The organism is Streptomyces sp. NPDC002499, from assembly GCF_053595415.1.
This window is the reverse complement of the sequence record NZ_JBSFXO010000018.1, coordinates 245,570-261,301: the sequence shown is the minus strand read 5'-3', so window position 1 is coordinate 261,301 and position 15,732 is coordinate 245,570. Positions and strand designations below refer to the sequence as shown.

Here is a 15,732-nt window from a genome sequence, read left to right as displayed (position 1 = left end):
CAGACTGCTGCCGGTGCTGGGACCGCGGCTGATGCACTGACCGCGTTCAGTCCCGAAGTCGCGCGCTCGCGAAGGCAAGCAGCTCGGCAAGCTCGACAGGACGAACATCGGCGGCGCTCGCCTCCCGCAGGACCAAGCCGTTGTCCCACTCGACGCGCCAGACCTTCCCGTGCCGGTTCTCGAACTCGATGAAGCCGCCGGGCGCGTTCTCCAGCTTCGGGATCTCCTGGAGCAGGATCTTCTCCTGCGCGAGGGCACGTCCCGGGTTGGTGCTGCCTCCCCCGGTCCGAGGGTTGTCGAACCGCATCTTCAGGAAGGGAACCGGCTCCCTGTTGATGTCGGCGGTGGAAAGCATCTTGAGATACCGGTGCTCGGCTTCTTCAAGGGTCTCGGCGCCCGAGAATTCGCAGGAGTAGGCAGGGAAGACCGCGTAGGTCACCGGCGTGAGGGCAGGATTCTGCACCTTGTGCAGTTGGGCCACCTCGGGATCGGCGACCGCGACGGTGTCGAAGTCACGCCGTGACGCACAGAAGCCCCCGGCGAACCCGAGGAACCGACCTTCCTGGAGCAGTTCCCCTTCATGCTCGTGCGCGAAGGACAGCACCGCACGGGTCAGCTCCTCGCTGTACTTCCCCCGCGTGTTCATCTGGAGCAGCCGCGTCCCGTCCGCGGTCAGCACGCCCGCGTGGCGCAACACGGGATTGAGACTCCACTGCCAGGCATGGGGCAGGCCTGACAGTGGGGTCGCGTCGCGGAATCCGGCGATGGTGGACTGAAGATCCATGAACCTATGCACCCCAGGGACGCTCTCCCTCTGTATCCCACCGCACCCACTCCAGCCCGCCACGCCATCCCGAGCGACCCGCCGCCCAGCCGAGAAGCACAGGACGCGCGATCTCGTCGCCTCCCCGGTCCGAGGGTGTGGTCACCTCGGCGCGATAGTGGGCGTCGGCACCCCCCTCCCGGCACTCGATCACCATGCTGAAGTCGTCGTTGAGGGCGAGTTGCAGGTAGTGCTCACCGGCCTCCTCGGCCGGCACATCGAGCCGGTCCAGAACGAGGAACCGGTGGCGCAGGTTGAGCCTGGAGTAGTGGCGGTCGATCTGCTCCTCGGAGGGGTCGTCCCAGGTGTCGCCGTCCGCGTTCGAAAGGCGCAGTCGGGGCTCAGCCATGTCCGCGCTCACGCGTACGGGTCCACGGAGAACTCCGGATGCCCGCTGGGGAAGTCCTCCGGGAAGAACGGCACGCGCAACGACCCCGTGAGAAGACGGAGCAGCGTGGTGGTCGAGCCCTCGGGCGAGACGACGGCACCGAGCTGCCCGGCCTGGACGATCACCGTCGGCCAGGTGTCGGGCTCCCCCACCGCGATCCACGCCAACACGTCGGCGTTGTCGGTCACACCCCACTGGATCAGATCCTCGGGACCGGCACGGTGTTCCTCGAGAACACTCCTCAGCGGACCCAGCGACTTGCCCTGGAAGATGCTCCGCAGCTTCTCGGTCTGGTTGCGCACATCGAGATTGGCGTTCGCCGCGCCGTCCGCAAAAACCCACAGAAACTCGTCGAAACAGCCTGTGCCGTAGGTATCGATCAGCTCCCGGTGATCGGCCGGGAGAGCACCCGCCTTGCGAGGCGGGGGGCACAGGACGGTGAGGCGACGCAGATCCTCCGGAGAGTTGCTGTCTCCCACGACTGAAAACTCCCTCATTACAGGTTGGGAATCCTTCTGCTGAACGACCAGCCGAAGTCATCGACAGCCTCAAGCAGAACATGACTGGGCACGTTGCCTCCGTTGGCGTATTCGGGGGTGACGCTCATGATGACCGTGTTCCCGGTCGATCGGACATGATCGGCGATGAGGTCCTCCGCTGTGGAAACGGCCCCGTTGTTCTGGGCTGTGCCTTGAGTGACGATGTTCCGCATGTCGCGTCCGTCACCACCGAACTGCTGCCCGATCAGGTGCCCCCGTGAGTGACCGGCCGGACCACCCTGGAAACCGGGCGGAGCGTAGCGGGAGCCACGCCCGGGCGGACTTCCGATGAGGCCGTTGGCCGCGTCATCCAGCGTTTGGGGTGTCACCTCGGCATAGGCGGGCCCTCGTCGGCCGTTGGTGGCGATCTCGCTGTAGTAGGGGCTCAGGCCCAGAAGATCGACTCCGGTGTGGGGGTTGGAGACGTACGTGACCGGGTTCGGCGCGGGGGCGAGCCCCAGCGGGTCGGGGGTGAGATAGCGGGCTGTCTCGGGGTCGTAATGCCGGAAGTAGTTGTAGTGCAGACCTGTCTCGGGGTCGTGGTAATGGCCGGGGAAACGAAGGGGTGTGTACGCGGTGGCATCCACGTTCCAGGCTGTGATGCCCCACAGCGTGCTGCGGGTACGCCAGGCCACGTTTCCGTCGTCGTCGACGAGTTCCGTCGGTGTGCCGACCAGGTCGGTGACGATCGAGAAGAACCGGGAGTCGATGTCCCCCTGAGGCGTTCCCGGTGTGACGATTCGCTCTGTCTGCGCGATCGGACGGAATCCGTCGTGGTCCCACGTGGTCGCCACCGCGTGAGGCGTGGACAGCGTCCTCGTCAGCTGTTCGCACAGGATGACTCCGTCCCAGACGAAGTCGATCTGCTCCAGGACGGTCACGCCGTCCGCGTCCATACGTTGTTTGGCGGTGCGTCGGCCGAGCGGATCGTACGCATAGCGCCAGGCGGTTCCGTCCGGTGTCCTCACCGACGTCAGGCGGCTGTCCTCGTCCCACGTGTAGCGCCATGTCTCGGGCTTGCGGGAAAGGCGCTTCTTCTGGCGCAGCACGACCCGGCCCAGGATGTCGTACTCGTACCGGGTGTCTCCGGCGCGGACAACCCTCGTTCCGCTGTAGTCACGGGGTCCTGTGGCTTGTTCACCGGAATGTTCGACGGGCCATGACGCGTCCGTCAGATTGCCCGCCTCGTCATAGGCGTACCGCTCCGACCAGCCGGCGGAGTGGACCGCCGTCACCCGGCCTGTCACATCCAGGTCGAATCGACGGCTGCCCGCTCGGGAATCGTCGATGCCGAGCAGGTTGCCGTCCTCGGCGTAGGTACGGGCGCGCCGGATCCGTTGGTCGCCGCCATGGGTCACCTCTTGGACGGTGAGCCGGCCGAGGCCGTCGTACACCTGCCCGAGGACGGTGTCCTCACCCGTCCGGCGACCGGTCTCCAACCCGGACCAGTCGTGCTGGAAACGCATGGTCCGGCCCGATGCCTCCAACTGCGAGGGATTGCCGACCCCGTCGTAGGACCAAGCGCTGACCGCCCCGGACGGCGTGGTGCGGCGGGAAACTCGTCCCAACTGGTCGTACTCGTACGTCAGGTCGCGGTCGTCGACCGTCTCTCTCGTGACCCGCCCGTTGATGTCACGCAGCAGACCGAGGTGTGCTCCTGGGGACGCGGCCGTGATCAGTTGGCGGTTCAGGTCGTAGGCGAACGAGGTGACCTGTTCGCCGCTGCGCTTCTCGACGAGGTTGCCGACGGCGTCGTAGGAGAAGTGGACGGTGTGCCCGAGCATGTCGGTGCGCGAGGTGAGGCGCCCGGCCGGGTCGTGGGTGTACGCGAGTGTCCGCCCGTCGAAGTCCGTCTCCGAGACAAGCCGTCCCGCCGCATCATGCCGATAGGTCCACGACAGCCCCTGGGGATTGACGACCTGGACGAGACGCAGACTGTCGTCATGGACGAGTTCGTAGCGCGCTCCGTCCGGACCCGTCCGTGCCGAGGGCAGGTCGAAGTGGGTGTACTCGAAGCGGGTGACGGCACCGGTCGGGGTGGTGTGGCTGAGGCAGTTGCCCTCCGCGTCGTAGGACCAGGACTCGATCACTCCGTCCGCCGTGACACGCCTGGCCAGTAGGCCTTCGACGGTCCAGGCCAGGCGGGTCGTCTCCCCCAGGGGATCCGTGTAGGTGACGATCCGGCCGAAGGCGTCCCGTTCCCATGTCGTGGTGGCCCCGAGCGGGTCGGTGGCGGACACCGGCAGCCCGGCCGAGTCACAGCGAACCGTCCTGGTGTTGCCCAACCCGTCGACAACCGCCGTGACGCATCCGGCCGCGTCATGAGTGAACCTGGTGACGATCCCCGCGGGATCCGTCAGTGCCGTGCAGTTGCCCCGTTCGTCGTACTCGCGGCGCCAGGCGCTGCCGTCCGGTCGACCGATGGCTGTGAGCATGCCCTCGCCACCGTATTCGAAGCGGAGGACACCACCGTCCGGGCGCCTCACCTCCGTAGGACGCCCTCCTTCGTCCCGGACGAGCGTCGTGGCGTGCCCGAGTTCGTCCGTCTGTGCCACGACGTGATGGTGCTCGTCGTAGGCGGTCCGCACAGTGCCACCGAGCGGGTCGGTCTCGGCGACCACCTGGCTGTTGTCGTTGACGACGAAGCGGGTGGTGGCGCCGTCCGCGGTGGTGAGAGTGGTGACGCGGCAGCCGGGCCACGCGGGATCGCTGCCTTCGTAGTCCAGTGTGATGGTGATGTGGCCGGCCTCGCCGCCCTCCGCGACACACCTGTCCCGGTCGTCGTAGGTATAGCCGTAGCGGCTTTTGTTCGTGTCCGTCCAGGAGGTGACGCGGAGCCGCTGATCGTAGGTGAACCGGAGTGGCAGACCGGAGGAGTTGATCGTCTCGGTGAGATTGCCGTCGGTGTAGCCGTACCGCTTGACGACGACGTCCGAGCCGCCCGGGGCGGCGCCGGCCAGGGCGAGGGCGGTGACACGGCCGCTGTCGGTGGTGAGGACGAGGTGGTAGCCGCCGGAGTGCCGGATGGCCAGCGGGGTGCCCTCCTCGTCGTGGTCGAAGGTGATCGTGTGCTGATTGCGGTCGGTGATACGGGTGATAAGGGCGACGCCGTCGGCGGCGGGGCGGGAGAAGTGGCGGGCCTGGCCCGTGAGCGGATCGGTGACGCGGAACCCGCCGTCGTCCAGCCGTGTCAGCGGCAACCGGGGGCCCGTCACGGGCAGCACCTGTGTCTGTGACCCGTCAGGGTGGGGATAGGCGAGCAGCAGACCGTCCTCGGTGACGAAGACGATCCCCTCCTCATCGACTTCGAGGCGCTGGTCGATCGTCGAGGCCCAGGTGGGGCCGAACCACCAGCCGCAGCGGTAGTCCGAGGCGACCCGACGGGTGAAGGCGAGCGGCAGAATCCCGGGCAGTTCCACGTCGAGCTGCGGCAGGTACATGGCACCGGTGGCCATGTCGACAGGGTCGCTGCCGTTGGAACGGACCACGTTCTTGAGACGGTTGTACGCGCCCTTGGCACCGTCGGCGAGCATGCCGCGCGCGTTCTTGCCCAGGCCGCGCAGCGCGAGCCCCATGGTCTTGAGGTCCTTCGCCGCGGCCAGTCCACCCTTGAGCCCCTTGGCGAGACCACCCAGAGTCGTCAGGCCCTTCATTCCGGGTATGCAGTCCAGCGCGGCAAAACCGACGTCCCATAGAGACGCCTGTCCCTTGGAATATTTGTAGAGCGTGTCCGCAAGCACCACGAGCGCGGCAATGAGCACGATCGCACCCAGAATCGGCCCACCGATGATCATCGCGACGATGCCGAGCACCGCCACAACCACCTTGCACACCGTGACGATGGTGTCCCAGTTGTCCTCGAACCAGTCCCCCACGTCCTCCCACCACGACCGGTTCTGAATACCCGCATCCGACGCCTCATCGATCTTCCGCTTCGCGTCCCCCGCAGCCTCATCCCGCATCTGCCGCGCGTCCGCCGCCATCTTCTTCGCCGCAGCCAGCGCATCCTGCGCGTCGGAGACGTCCGACTGGGCCTTCGTATGCGCCGACTTGGCGTTCTGCACATCACGTGTAGCGGCGCGGACCTTCGCCTCGTCCGGCTTGTCGGCATCGGACTTGCTGCCGGTGGGGTCGTCCTTGTACTTGTCCGACTCCTTCGACGCCCGCGTCACCCACGAATCAGCAGAGGACAACCGCGACTGCGCCGACGACAGATTGCTGCGCGCCTCCCGCGCCTTCACCAACGCCTTGTCCGCCAGCGCCTGCGCCCGCTCCAACCTCGGCCAGAAATCCGCCAAAGCAGACCCGCACAACTCGTACGACTTCTTCAGCTTCTTCAGATTCTTCGGCACACCCGAGAACTGATCCCGGAACACCTCAGCCGACTTCCCCGCCCACTGCAACGTCGCATCGTCCTCAGCCATCCCCTTGACCAGACGCAACGCATCCGACACGTCATCCGCAAAGTCGTGCAACTGCTTCGCCAACGACCGCACACGATCCGGATCCCCCGGCGTCGGATCCCTGTCCAGATCCAGCACATGCCAGTCCGAAGGCCGATACCCCGCCATCCCGCAACCCCCGTCACGCGCACCACACCATCAACAGCCGTATGCACACGCGAACTTACCCGGCACGGAGTTTCGATGTGAAGGGCATCCGGGTCACCGGGCCTGGGGTTCTCCCCACCCCCCAGGCACCAGCGGGCCGGATGGTCCCCCGATGATCTCGCCGTCACCGTGGAGACATCGCCATCGAGAGGACCCCACCGTGCGCACCACCCTCGCCCTCGTCCCGGCCATCGCCCTCACTCTCGCCGCGGTCGCGGCCCCGGCCGCCGTCGCCGGCTCCGAAGGCCCGGGCCCCCGCACCCCCACCCTCTGGCGCACAGACGGCTACGGCACCGTCCTCGCCCTCACCGAAGACGGCCTGCAGGAGTACCAGACCACCGCCGTCAGCTGTATCAAGGGCGACTTCGCCGCGCGGTCGGGACCGGGGACGTACACCGCGGACGGTGCCGTGCTGACCGTGCGGCCGGGGCCCGACCACGACCACGCCACCCTCTCCGCGGACAGTTCGGTGGGCCATCGGCAGCTCCACCGCATCGCCGCTCTCCCCGCCGACTGCGCCCACCCGCTCCCCGCCGACGACCCCCGCGCCGCCTTCGACGTCTTCTGGCAGTCGTTCGAGGAGAACTACCCCTTCTTCGCCGCCAAGGGCATCGACTGGCAGGCCGTCCGGGACCGTTACCGCCCGCAGGTCCACGCGGACACCACCCGCGACGAGTTGTTCGCCCTCTTCAGCCGCATGGTGAAGCCCCTGCACGACGCCCACGTCGTCGTCCAGGACGGTGACCGCCATTACGGCGAAGGCCGCCCCGGCACCGAGATTCCCGGCCCGGAACTCAACGACAAGGTACGGAAGTTCGTCATCGCGAGGGACCTCAAGGGCGCCTCACCCGTACAGGAATTCGCCGGCGGCCTGATCACCTACGCCGACCTCAAGGGTGGAACCGGCACCCTGGGATACCTCCGCATCGCCACCTTCTCCGGCTACGACCCCGACGAAGGCTCCTACGCCGCCGATCTCGCCGAACTCGACCGCGCCCTGACCGCCGTACTCACCCCCGACCGCACCCGGCACCTCCGCGGCCTGATCATCGACCTCCGCGTCAACGGCGGCGGCGCCGACTCCCTCGGCATCCACATCGCCGAGCGCCTCACGGACACGCCCTACGTCGCCTATGCCAAGCGCGCCCGCAACGACCCCGCCGACCCGACCCGGTTCACGCGTCCCGAGCCGATCCGCGTCACGCCGGCCGAGGCACCGCGCTACACGGGCCCGATCGCCGTACTCACCGGCGGTTCCACCGTGAGCGCCGGGGAGACCTTCACGCAGGCGCTCATCGACCGGCCGGGCCGGACCGTCCGTATAGGACAGGCCACCCAGGGCGTCTTCTCCGACGTCATGACCCGCGTGCTTCCGAACGGCATGGCCGCCTGGCTGCCCAATGAGGAGTTCCTGACCCGCACCGGCCGCACCTTCGACGGCACCGGCATCCCGCCCCAGCTGACCGAACCGGTGTTCACGAAGGAGGAGTTCGCGAAGAACCGGGACTCCGCCTTCGACACCGCGGTGAACGTACTGCGCCGGTCCTGAACACGAACCCACCGGCCCCGGAGCGGCACTCCGCCCCTACGACCCCGCGTTCCGCAGCCGTGCGAACGACGTGTCCAACCCCCGCTTCATCAGCCCCGCCACCGGCCGCTCCACCAACCGGTGCACGAGCCAACTGAGCGCCATGAAGCCGGCGATGACCACCGCGACCAGCAGCCGCGCGTCCATCGTGTCCTTGAGCCGGTGGATCAGCGTCGTTCCGGCCACGTAGTGCATCAGGTACAGCGGATACGTCATCGCACCGGCCGTCACCAGCCACTTCCACTGGACGCGGTCCGTCGCGCCGAGGGCGATCGCGACCATGACCAGCAGGAAGACGGTGAAGATCGCCACGCTCCCCCGCCACCCCGACACATGCTCGACCTCGTCGATCCGCAGGCCCAGCTCCCGCTGGCCCATCAGCCAGGCCATCCCGAGGATGCCCCACAGCAGCAGGTCCTGGCCGAAGCGGTACATGAGGTAGAGGGCGAGGCCGGCGATGAAGTACCAGGCGCCCTCGGGGTTGGCGATCAGCTCCAGCAGCGGGAACTTCGCGACCGGCGCGAGCATCGCCGCCGCGCCCCACAGACAGCAGAACAGCACGACCCTGCGGTACGTCAGACCCATGGCGACGACGACGAGGAAGAGGAGGTAGAAGCGGAGCTCCGACCAGAGGGTCCAGTAGACGCCGTCGACGTTGCCGACCTTCGAACCCGCTTGCAGCATCGTGAAGTTGAGGAGGGTGTCGCGCGGCCGCTGCCGGTCCCAGACGCCCGGCAGGGCGACCAGCACGGCCGTGGTGAAGGCGATGGCGAACCAGTAGGCCGGGTAGAGCCGCATCACCCGGGAGGTGAAGAACTGCCTCGGGGTGCGGCCCCAGCAGGACATGCAGATCACGAAGCCGCTGATGACGAAGAAGATCTCGACGCCGATCCAGCCGTAGGTCGCGGCATGGAACACCGTCGGCATGATGTCGGACACCGGCCGGTCCCAGATGGCGTTGTGCGGCTGGTTCACGCGGTACGTGCCGGCGTAGTGGTGCACCGCCACCATCAGCGCGGCGACCAGGCGGATGCCGTCGATGGCGTACAGGCGCGGGCGTTCGCGCCGGACGGGGGCGCTCGGGGTGCTCGGCGCGCTCGGTGCGGTCCTGCGCTGTCCCGGCCGTACCGTCCGCAGCTGCTGCGTCGGTACGTCCTCCAGCAGCTGTCGCTGCTGCGGGACCCCGCCCCTGATACCGCCCTTGGTGCCGCCGGTGACGATCAACGATCCGCTGTGCGCCTCACGCATCAGACTCCAGCCATCCCCTGTGTGCGTCCTGGCCCCGCCGGCCCTACGAGCCCTCCACGCTAGGCCGTCACAACCACCCCACAGCGAACAGACAAGAACATTCGGTGCACCGGCCGCCCGGAATTGGCTCAGTCCTCGAAAAGGTGCCTCACAAGGTTCTCCAAGACTTCACCCAGGAATCATCGCCGTGGCCCGACAGCAGAAGGGCCTGGCAACGAATGGGCCCGGGAAACGAAAAGGTCCGTACGACCGAAGTCGTACGGACCTTTTCTGGAACTCGCGTTGGAGCTACCGGGTCAGACCAACAGAACTACTTGTTGATCTTGGTGACCTGGCCGGCGCCGACCGTCCGGCCACCCTCACGGATGGCGAACTTCAGGCCCTCTTCCATGGCGACGGGCTGGATGAGCTCCACCTTCATCTCGGTGTTGTCACCCGGCATGACCATCTCGGTGCCCTCGGGGAGGGTCACGACACCGGTCACGTCCGTCGTACGGAAGTAGAACTGGGGACGGTAGTTGTTGAAGAACGGCGTGTGACGGCCACCCTCGTCCTTGGACAGGATGTACGCCTGGGCCTCGAACTCCGTGTGCGGGGTGACCGAGCCGGGCTTGATGATGACCTGGCCGCGCTCGACGTCCTCGCGCTTGATGCCACGGAGGAGGAGACCGACGTTCTCACCGGCCTGGCCCTCGTCGAGCAGCTTGCGGAACATCTCGATGCCGGTGACCGTGGTGGTGGTCTTCTCGGTCTTGATGCCGATGATGTCGACGGTCTCGTTGACCTTCAGGACACCACGCTCGATACGGCCGGTGACGACCGTACCGCGACCGGTGATCGTGAAGACGTCCTCGATGGGCATGAGGAACGGCTTGTCGACGTCACGCTCGGGCTGCGGGATGTTCTCGTCGACGGCCTTCATCAGGTCGAGGACGGACTGGCCCCACTCCTTGTCGCCCTCAAGGGCCTTGAGCGCCGAGACCTTGACGACCGGCAGGTCGTCGCCCGGGAACTCGTACTCGGAGAGCAGCTCACGAACCTCGAGCTCGACGAGCTCCAGGATCTCCTCGTCGTCCACCATGTCGGCCTTGTTCAGGGCGACGACGATGTACGGAACGCCGACCTGGCGGGCCAGGAGCACGTGCTCCTTGGTCTGCGGCATCGGGCCGTCGGTGGCGGCGACCACGAGGATGGCGCCGTCCATCTGGGCCGCACCGGTGATCATGTTCTTGATGTAGTCCGCGTGACCGGGGCAGTCGACGTGGGCGTAGTGACGGGTCTCCGTCTGGTACTCGACGTGCGCGATCGAGATCGTGATACCGCGCTGGCGCTCCTCAGGAGCCTTGTCGATCTGGTCGAAGGCCGAGGCCTCGTTCAGGTCCGGAAACGCGTCGTGCAGCACCTTGGTAATGGCGGCCGTGAGGGTCGTCTTACCGTGGTCGATGTGACCGATGGTGCCGATGTTGACGTGCGGCTTAGTCCGCTCGAACTTCGCCTTCGCCACTGGGTCCTCCTGTGGAGTGGTTCTGGTACGCCTTACTCATCGGCGCCAGGTGATCTTTGCTGGGGTGCCGCCCGCCGGGGTCTGCCCTCCCGGGTGAGCCCCGGCGGTCGGTGTCAAGCCTAAAGCGTGTAAACGGGGTGTGTTACTCGCCCTTGGCCTTCGCGATGATCTCCTCGGCGACGTTCCGGGGAACCTCGGCGTAGGAGTCGAACTGCATCGAGTAGCTTGCGCGACCCGAGGTCTTGCTGCGGAGGTCGCCGACGTAGCCGAACATCTCCGAGAGGGGCACGAGGCCCTTCACGACGCGGGCACCGGCACGCTCCTCCATGGCCTGGATCTGACCACGGCGGGAGTTGATGTCGCCGATGACCTCACCCATGTAGTCCTCGGGCGTGGTGACCTCGACGGCCATCATCGGCTCGAGCAGCACGGGGCTGGCCTTGCGGGCGGCCTCCTTGAAGGCCTGCGAGCCGGCGATCTTGAAGGCGAGCTCGGAGGAGTCGACCTCGTGGTAGCCGCCGTCGAGAAGAATGACGCGGACGCCCGTCATCTCGTAGCCGGCCAGGATGCCGAACTGCATGGCCTCCTGCGCACCGGCGTCCACCGACGGGATGTACTCCCGCGGGATACGGCCACCGGTGACCTTGTTCACGAACTCGTACGCCGGGCCGTCCGACTCGGTGATCGGCTCGATCGCGATCTGCACCTTGGCGAACTGACCGGTACCACCGGTCTGCTTCTTGTGGGTGTAGTCGTGACGCTCGACGCTCTTGCGGATCGTCTCGCGGTACGCGACCTGCGGCTTGCCGACGTTGGCCTCGACCTTGAACTCGCGCTTCATACGGTCGACCAGCACCTCGAGGTGCAGCTCGCCCATACCGCCGAGAATGGTCTGGCCCGTCTCCTCGTCCGAGTGGACGTGGAAGGAGGGGTCCTCCTCCGCGAGACGCTGGATGGCGACACCCAGCTTCTCCTGGTCGCCCTTGGACTTGGGCTCGATGGCGACCTGGATGACCGGCGCCGGGAAGTCCATGGACTCCAGGATCACCGGCTGCTTCTCGTCGCACAGCGTCTCACCGGTGGTGGTCTGCTTCAGGCCCATGACGGCGACGATGTCGCCGGCGCCCACCGCTTCGATCTCCTCACGCTTGTTCGCGTGCATGCGGTAGATCTTGCCGATGCGCTCCTTCTTGCCCTTGACGGAGTTCAGCACCGCGGTGCCGGTCTCCAGGCGGCCCGAGTACACCCGGACGAAGGTGAGCTTGCCCAGGTGCGGGTCGCTCATGATCTTGAACGCGAGCGCGGACAGCGGCTCGTCCACGGACGGCTTGCGCTTGACGACGACCTCGGGGTCCTTGACGTCGTGGCCCTCGATGGCCTCGACGTCCAGGGGGGTCGGCAGGTAGCGCACGACCGCGTCGAGCAGGGGCTGGACGCCCTTGTTCTTGAACGCGGTGCCACAGAACACCGGGGTGACCGTGATGCCGTCGGACTTGCCGGACGCGATGGTGATACGACGGATCGCGGCGTACAGCTGCTCCTCGGTGGGCTCCTGGCCCTCCAGGAACAGCTCCATGATCTCGTCGTCGTTCTCCGCGACCGCCTCGACCAGCTTGCCGCGGTACTCCTCGGCAGCCTCGGTGTGCGTGGCCGGGATGTCGACGACGTCGTACATCTCGCCCTTGGCGGCCTCGGCGGACCACACGAGCGCCTTCATGCGGACCAGGTCCACGACGCCCTTGAAGTCGGCCTCGGCACCGATCGGCAGCTGCATGATGAGCGGCACGGCGCCCAGGCGGTCCGAGATCATGTCCACGCAGCGGTGGAACTCGGCGCCCGTACGGTCCAGCTTGTTCACGAAGCAGATGCGCGGCACGCCGTAACGGTCGGCCTGACGCCACACCGTCTCGGACTGCGGCTCGACACCGGCCACGCCGTCGAACACGGTGACGGCGCCGTCGAGGACGCGGAGCGAACGCTCCACCTCGACGGTGAAGTCGACGTGCCCGGGGGTGTCGATGATGTTGATCGTGTAGTCGTCGTCCTCAAGCGGCCAGTGACAGGTGGTGGCAGCAGAGGTGATCGTGATGCCACGCTCCTGCTCCTGCTCCATCCAGTCCATGGTGGCGGCGCCGTCGTGGACTTCACCGATCTTGTAGCTGACGCCGGTGTAGAAGAGGATCCGCTCGGTGGTGGTCGTCTTGCCCGCGTCGATGTGGGCCATGATCCCGATGTTGCGGACCTTGGCCAGGTCAAGTGAAGTAGTAGCCATAAGGCTTCGGTCTTCTCTCGGTCTCGATGTGGGTAGCGACTACCAGCGGTAGTGCGCGAAGGCCTTGTTGGACTCGGCCATCTTGTGCGTGTCCTCGCGCTTCTTGACGGCCGCGCCGAGGCCGTTCGAAGCGTCCAGAAGCTCGTTGAGCAGACGCTCGGTCATGGTCTTCTCGCGACGGGCGCGGGAGTAACCGACCAGCCAGCGCAGCGCCAGCGTGTTGGCGCGGCCGGGCTTGACCTCGACCGGCACCTGGTAGGTGGCGCCACCGACACGGCGGGACTTGACCTCAAGCGTGGGCTTGATGTTCTCCAGCGCGCGCTTGAGCGTGATGACCGGGTCGTTGCTGGTCTTCTCGCGCAGGCCCTCCATGGCGCCGTACACGATCCGCTCGGCGGTGGAGCGCTTGCCGTTCAGCAGCACCTTGTTGATCAGGGAGGTGACAAGAGGAGAACCGTAGACCGGGTCGATGATGACCGGGCGCTTCGGGGCAGGGCCCTTACGAGGCATTCTTACTTCTCCTTCTTGGCGCCGTAGCGGCTGCGGGCCTGCTTGCGGTTCTTGACACCCTGGGTGTCAAGGGAGCCGCGGATGATCTTGTAGCGAACACCGGGCAGGTCCTTCACACGGCCGCCGCGCACGAGCACGATGGAGTGCTCCTGCAGGTTGTGTCCCTCACCCGGAATGTAAGCGGTGACCTCGATCCCGCTGGTCAGACGCACACGCGCGACCTTACGCAGGGCCGAGTTCGGCTTCTTCGGGGTGGTCGTGAACACACGCGTGCAGACGCCACGACGCTGAGGGGAACCCTCGAGTGCGGGCGTCTTGTTCTTCTCGACCTTGTCCTGCCGGCCCTTCCGGACCAGCTGCTGGATCGTAGGCACTACTTCTCCGGTTTCTGTGTGCCGAATGGTGAAGCTAACCTGGAACGTCGCCGACCCACGCGGTCGGGTGTGTCGAATGCTGCAGACTTCCGCCGCCAGGCAGTAAGAGCGCAGATTGCGGTGGCCGCTCACGGTCCGAGTACGGTTCGAAGGCACGCACAAGGGCCAGGGCACACCCCAGGCACAAGGTCCGAGGGTACCTAGCTCATACGCTGCGGTCAAAACAAATGGACGGCACCAACAGTGCCGGGCCTCCGGTGTCAAGCCCCTACGCCGTAGTCGATCTTCGATTTCACATTCCGCACACGCCGGGCCAGGTCGTCATCGGGCCGTCATCCGGTGGTGACACCCACCAGAATCATCAGCGTCAGCAGCAGCGCCCAGCCCGCCGTGGAGAGCCAGCCCAGGACGAGCCCGGTCAACGCGAGCCCGTCGCCGCTCTCGCCGGTCCGCCGGATCTCCGTACGCGCCGTGTGCCCGAGCACCACCGCCGGTATCCCGGTCAGCCCGAAGGTCGGCAGACACAGCACCCCACAGATGGCGGCCCCCACCGCCTTCCCGTTCGTCCGCGGCACCGGCTGGGGCAGAAACGTCCGCGGTACGACGGTGACGGGCGCCGGCTGCGGTACGGGACCCAGCGGCAGGTCGGCCACGAGCAGCGCCAGCTCCCCGACGGTCCGGGCCGCGTACACCCGCTCCACCCGCCGGTCGAACTCCCCCTTCTCCAGCCGCCCCTCCCCGAACCCCGCCCTGAGCACGTCCACGGCCCGCTCGCGGTCGGCGTGCGAGGCGAGCATGGCGGAGGCGGTGTGGGCGACGGGGGTCTGCCACGGCTGAAAATACGGAGAAGGTTGGGGCTGGAAGTACGGCTGGGGCTGAAGGTGCGAGTGGGAGTTCGGCCGGGACGCGTCTCTCCCCGGTGTGTCGTACGGCGTGCCGTTGGCCGACGACTCGTCCTTGTCCTGCCACGGCTGCCACGACGGTTGAGACACCGAGCACCTCCCGAACCCCCCGAGGTTCCTCCATGATGCGGCATCGGACGCCCTGCCGTCAGGGTGCGTCGCCCGAATCACCCCGGCCCCGCGAGCCGCTCCGCGCCGCGCGTTCGGCCGCGAACACGTCCTCCAGCCGGAAGAGCCGCGCCCGACCCGCCCGCCCGGCCACCTGAAGCCGGCCGAGCTGGACCCACTTGCGGACGGTCGCGGGCGCGACCCCGACCTCCCGGGCGGCGAGGGCACCCGGAACCGCCTCGTCCCGCCCCTGCCGCCGCTCCGGGCCGGCCGGGCACCCGGGGTTCACACAGAGGACGGCACCCCGCTCGGGAAAGTCGCGCAGCGAGACGGAGTCGCACCGGGGGCAGCGCCCGGAGACCCGTACGACGGTCTCGGTGTCCCCCAGCGCCCGCGCGCACCGCCGGGCCAGCCGCCGGCTCTCGTCGCGCACGTGCGCGGCCAGCACGGGGTCGGCGGCGATGCCGTCGAGGAGCGCGGCGATACGCCGGAGCCGCTCGGGCACGGACGCGCGGTGCGGCCGGGGCAGGCCGAGGCGGTCGCACACGGCCTCCTCCAGTTCGAACACGCCGTCGGTGATGTCACGGAGGGCGTCGGAGACGTGAACGCGGATCGGGGCGGTGCCGTGGCCGGTCGACGGCGGGGAGGCAAGGCGGTGGGCCGGTGCCGGGCGGCCCGGGGCTAATTCCGCCACCAGTTCGGGGAGCTGCTGGAGCAGCCGGTCGATCCAGCGGGCGGCCTGGGCGGTGGGGTTGGCGGGCGTGGCGGGGGTGATGGGAGCCATGGCCTCTCTCGGTCCGGGAGAAAAGGGGGAAAGGGGAAGGAGCAGGGGGCTTTCAGGGGCCGTCCACCCTGACATGTTGCGC

At 67.4% G+C, this 15,732-nt stretch carries 12 protein-coding genes; 1 reads left to right on the top strand and 11 read right to left on the bottom strand.

Features of this window, described 5'->3' with window-relative positions; genetic code table 11:
• Positions 1-46 precede the first annotated feature (46 nt).
• Genes ACWD5F_RS42870 through ACWD5F_RS42855 form a run of 4 tightly spaced genes read right to left on the bottom strand, consistent with a single transcriptional unit; the run spans position 47 to position 6,321 of the window.
• Complete coding sequence (locus tag ACWD5F_RS42870; RefSeq protein WP_451261591.1) at positions 47-784, bottom strand: hypothetical protein; 738 nt, start codon at positions 782-784, stop codon at positions 47-49.
• A gap of 4 nt (positions 785-788) precedes the next feature.
• The gene (locus tag ACWD5F_RS42865) at positions 789-1,172 is read right to left on the bottom strand and encodes a hypothetical protein (protein ID WP_451261590.1); all 384 of its coding nucleotides are present in this window, start codon (positions 1,170-1,172) and stop codon (positions 789-791) included.
• A gap of 8 nt (positions 1,173-1,180) precedes the next feature.
• Positions 1,181-1,690, bottom strand: a complete 510-nt coding sequence (locus tag ACWD5F_RS42860) for a hypothetical protein (RefSeq protein WP_451261589.1) — start codon at positions 1,688-1,690, stop codon at positions 1,181-1,183.
• A 17-nt stretch (positions 1,691-1,707) separates the two neighbouring features.
• Positions 1,708-6,321 (bottom strand): DUF6531 domain-containing protein, encoded by a 4,614-nt coding sequence (locus tag ACWD5F_RS42855; RefSeq protein WP_451261588.1) that lies wholly within the window; start codon positions 6,319-6,321, stop codon positions 1,708-1,710.
• A 199-nt stretch (positions 6,322-6,520) separates the two neighbouring features.
• On the opposite strand from ACWD5F_RS42855, the gene ACWD5F_RS42850 reads away from it, so the two are divergent.
• Positions 6,521-7,909, top strand: a complete 1,389-nt coding sequence (locus tag ACWD5F_RS42850) for a S41 family peptidase (RefSeq protein WP_451261587.1) — start codon at positions 6,521-6,523, stop codon at positions 7,907-7,909.
• 36 nt (positions 7,910-7,945) lie between these two features.
• Here the strand turns inward: ACWD5F_RS42850 and ACWD5F_RS42845 are convergent, their stop codons facing one another.
• The 7 genes from ACWD5F_RS42845 to ACWD5F_RS42815 form a co-directional block, all read right to left on the bottom strand.
• The gene (locus ACWD5F_RS42845) at positions 7,946-9,196 is read right to left on the bottom strand and encodes an acyltransferase family protein (RefSeq protein WP_451261586.1); all 1,251 of its coding nucleotides are present in this window, start codon (positions 9,194-9,196) and stop codon (positions 7,946-7,948) included.
• A 310-nt stretch (positions 9,197-9,506) separates the two neighbouring features.
• On the bottom strand, positions 9,507-10,700 hold the full coding sequence (tuf, locus tag ACWD5F_RS42840) for an elongation factor Tu (RefSeq protein ID WP_123998321.1): 1,194 nt from the start codon (positions 10,698-10,700) through the stop codon (positions 9,507-9,509).
• 142 nt (positions 10,701-10,842) lie between these two features.
• Positions 10,843-12,972, bottom strand: coding sequence for an elongation factor G (fusA, locus tag ACWD5F_RS42835; protein WP_401714039.1), 2,130 nt, complete (start codon positions 12,970-12,972; stop codon positions 10,843-10,845).
• Positions 12,973-13,011: 39 nt separating this feature from the next.
• Positions 13,012-13,482, bottom strand: a complete 471-nt coding sequence (rpsG, locus tag ACWD5F_RS42830; protein WP_007384059.1) for a 30S ribosomal protein S7 — start codon at positions 13,480-13,482, stop codon at positions 13,012-13,014.
• 2 nt (positions 13,483-13,484) lie between these two features.
• A complete protein-coding gene (rpsL, locus tag ACWD5F_RS42825; protein WP_003948652.1) occupies positions 13,485-13,856 on the bottom strand; it encodes a 30S ribosomal protein S12 in 372 nt (123 codons plus the stop codon).
• A gap of 332 nt (positions 13,857-14,188) precedes the next feature.
• Positions 14,189-14,653, bottom strand: coding sequence for a DUF1707 and DUF4190 domain-containing protein (locus ACWD5F_RS42820; RefSeq protein WP_401714429.1), 465 nt, complete (start codon positions 14,651-14,653; stop codon positions 14,189-14,191).
• Between the two features lie 253 nt (positions 14,654-14,906).
• Positions 14,907-15,650 carry a hypothetical protein gene (locus tag ACWD5F_RS42815; RefSeq protein WP_451261585.1) on the bottom strand — a complete coding sequence of 248 codons (744 nt, stop codon included), beginning with the start codon at positions 15,648-15,650 and terminating at the stop codon, positions 14,907-14,909.
• Positions 15,651-15,732 lie beyond the last annotated feature (82 nt).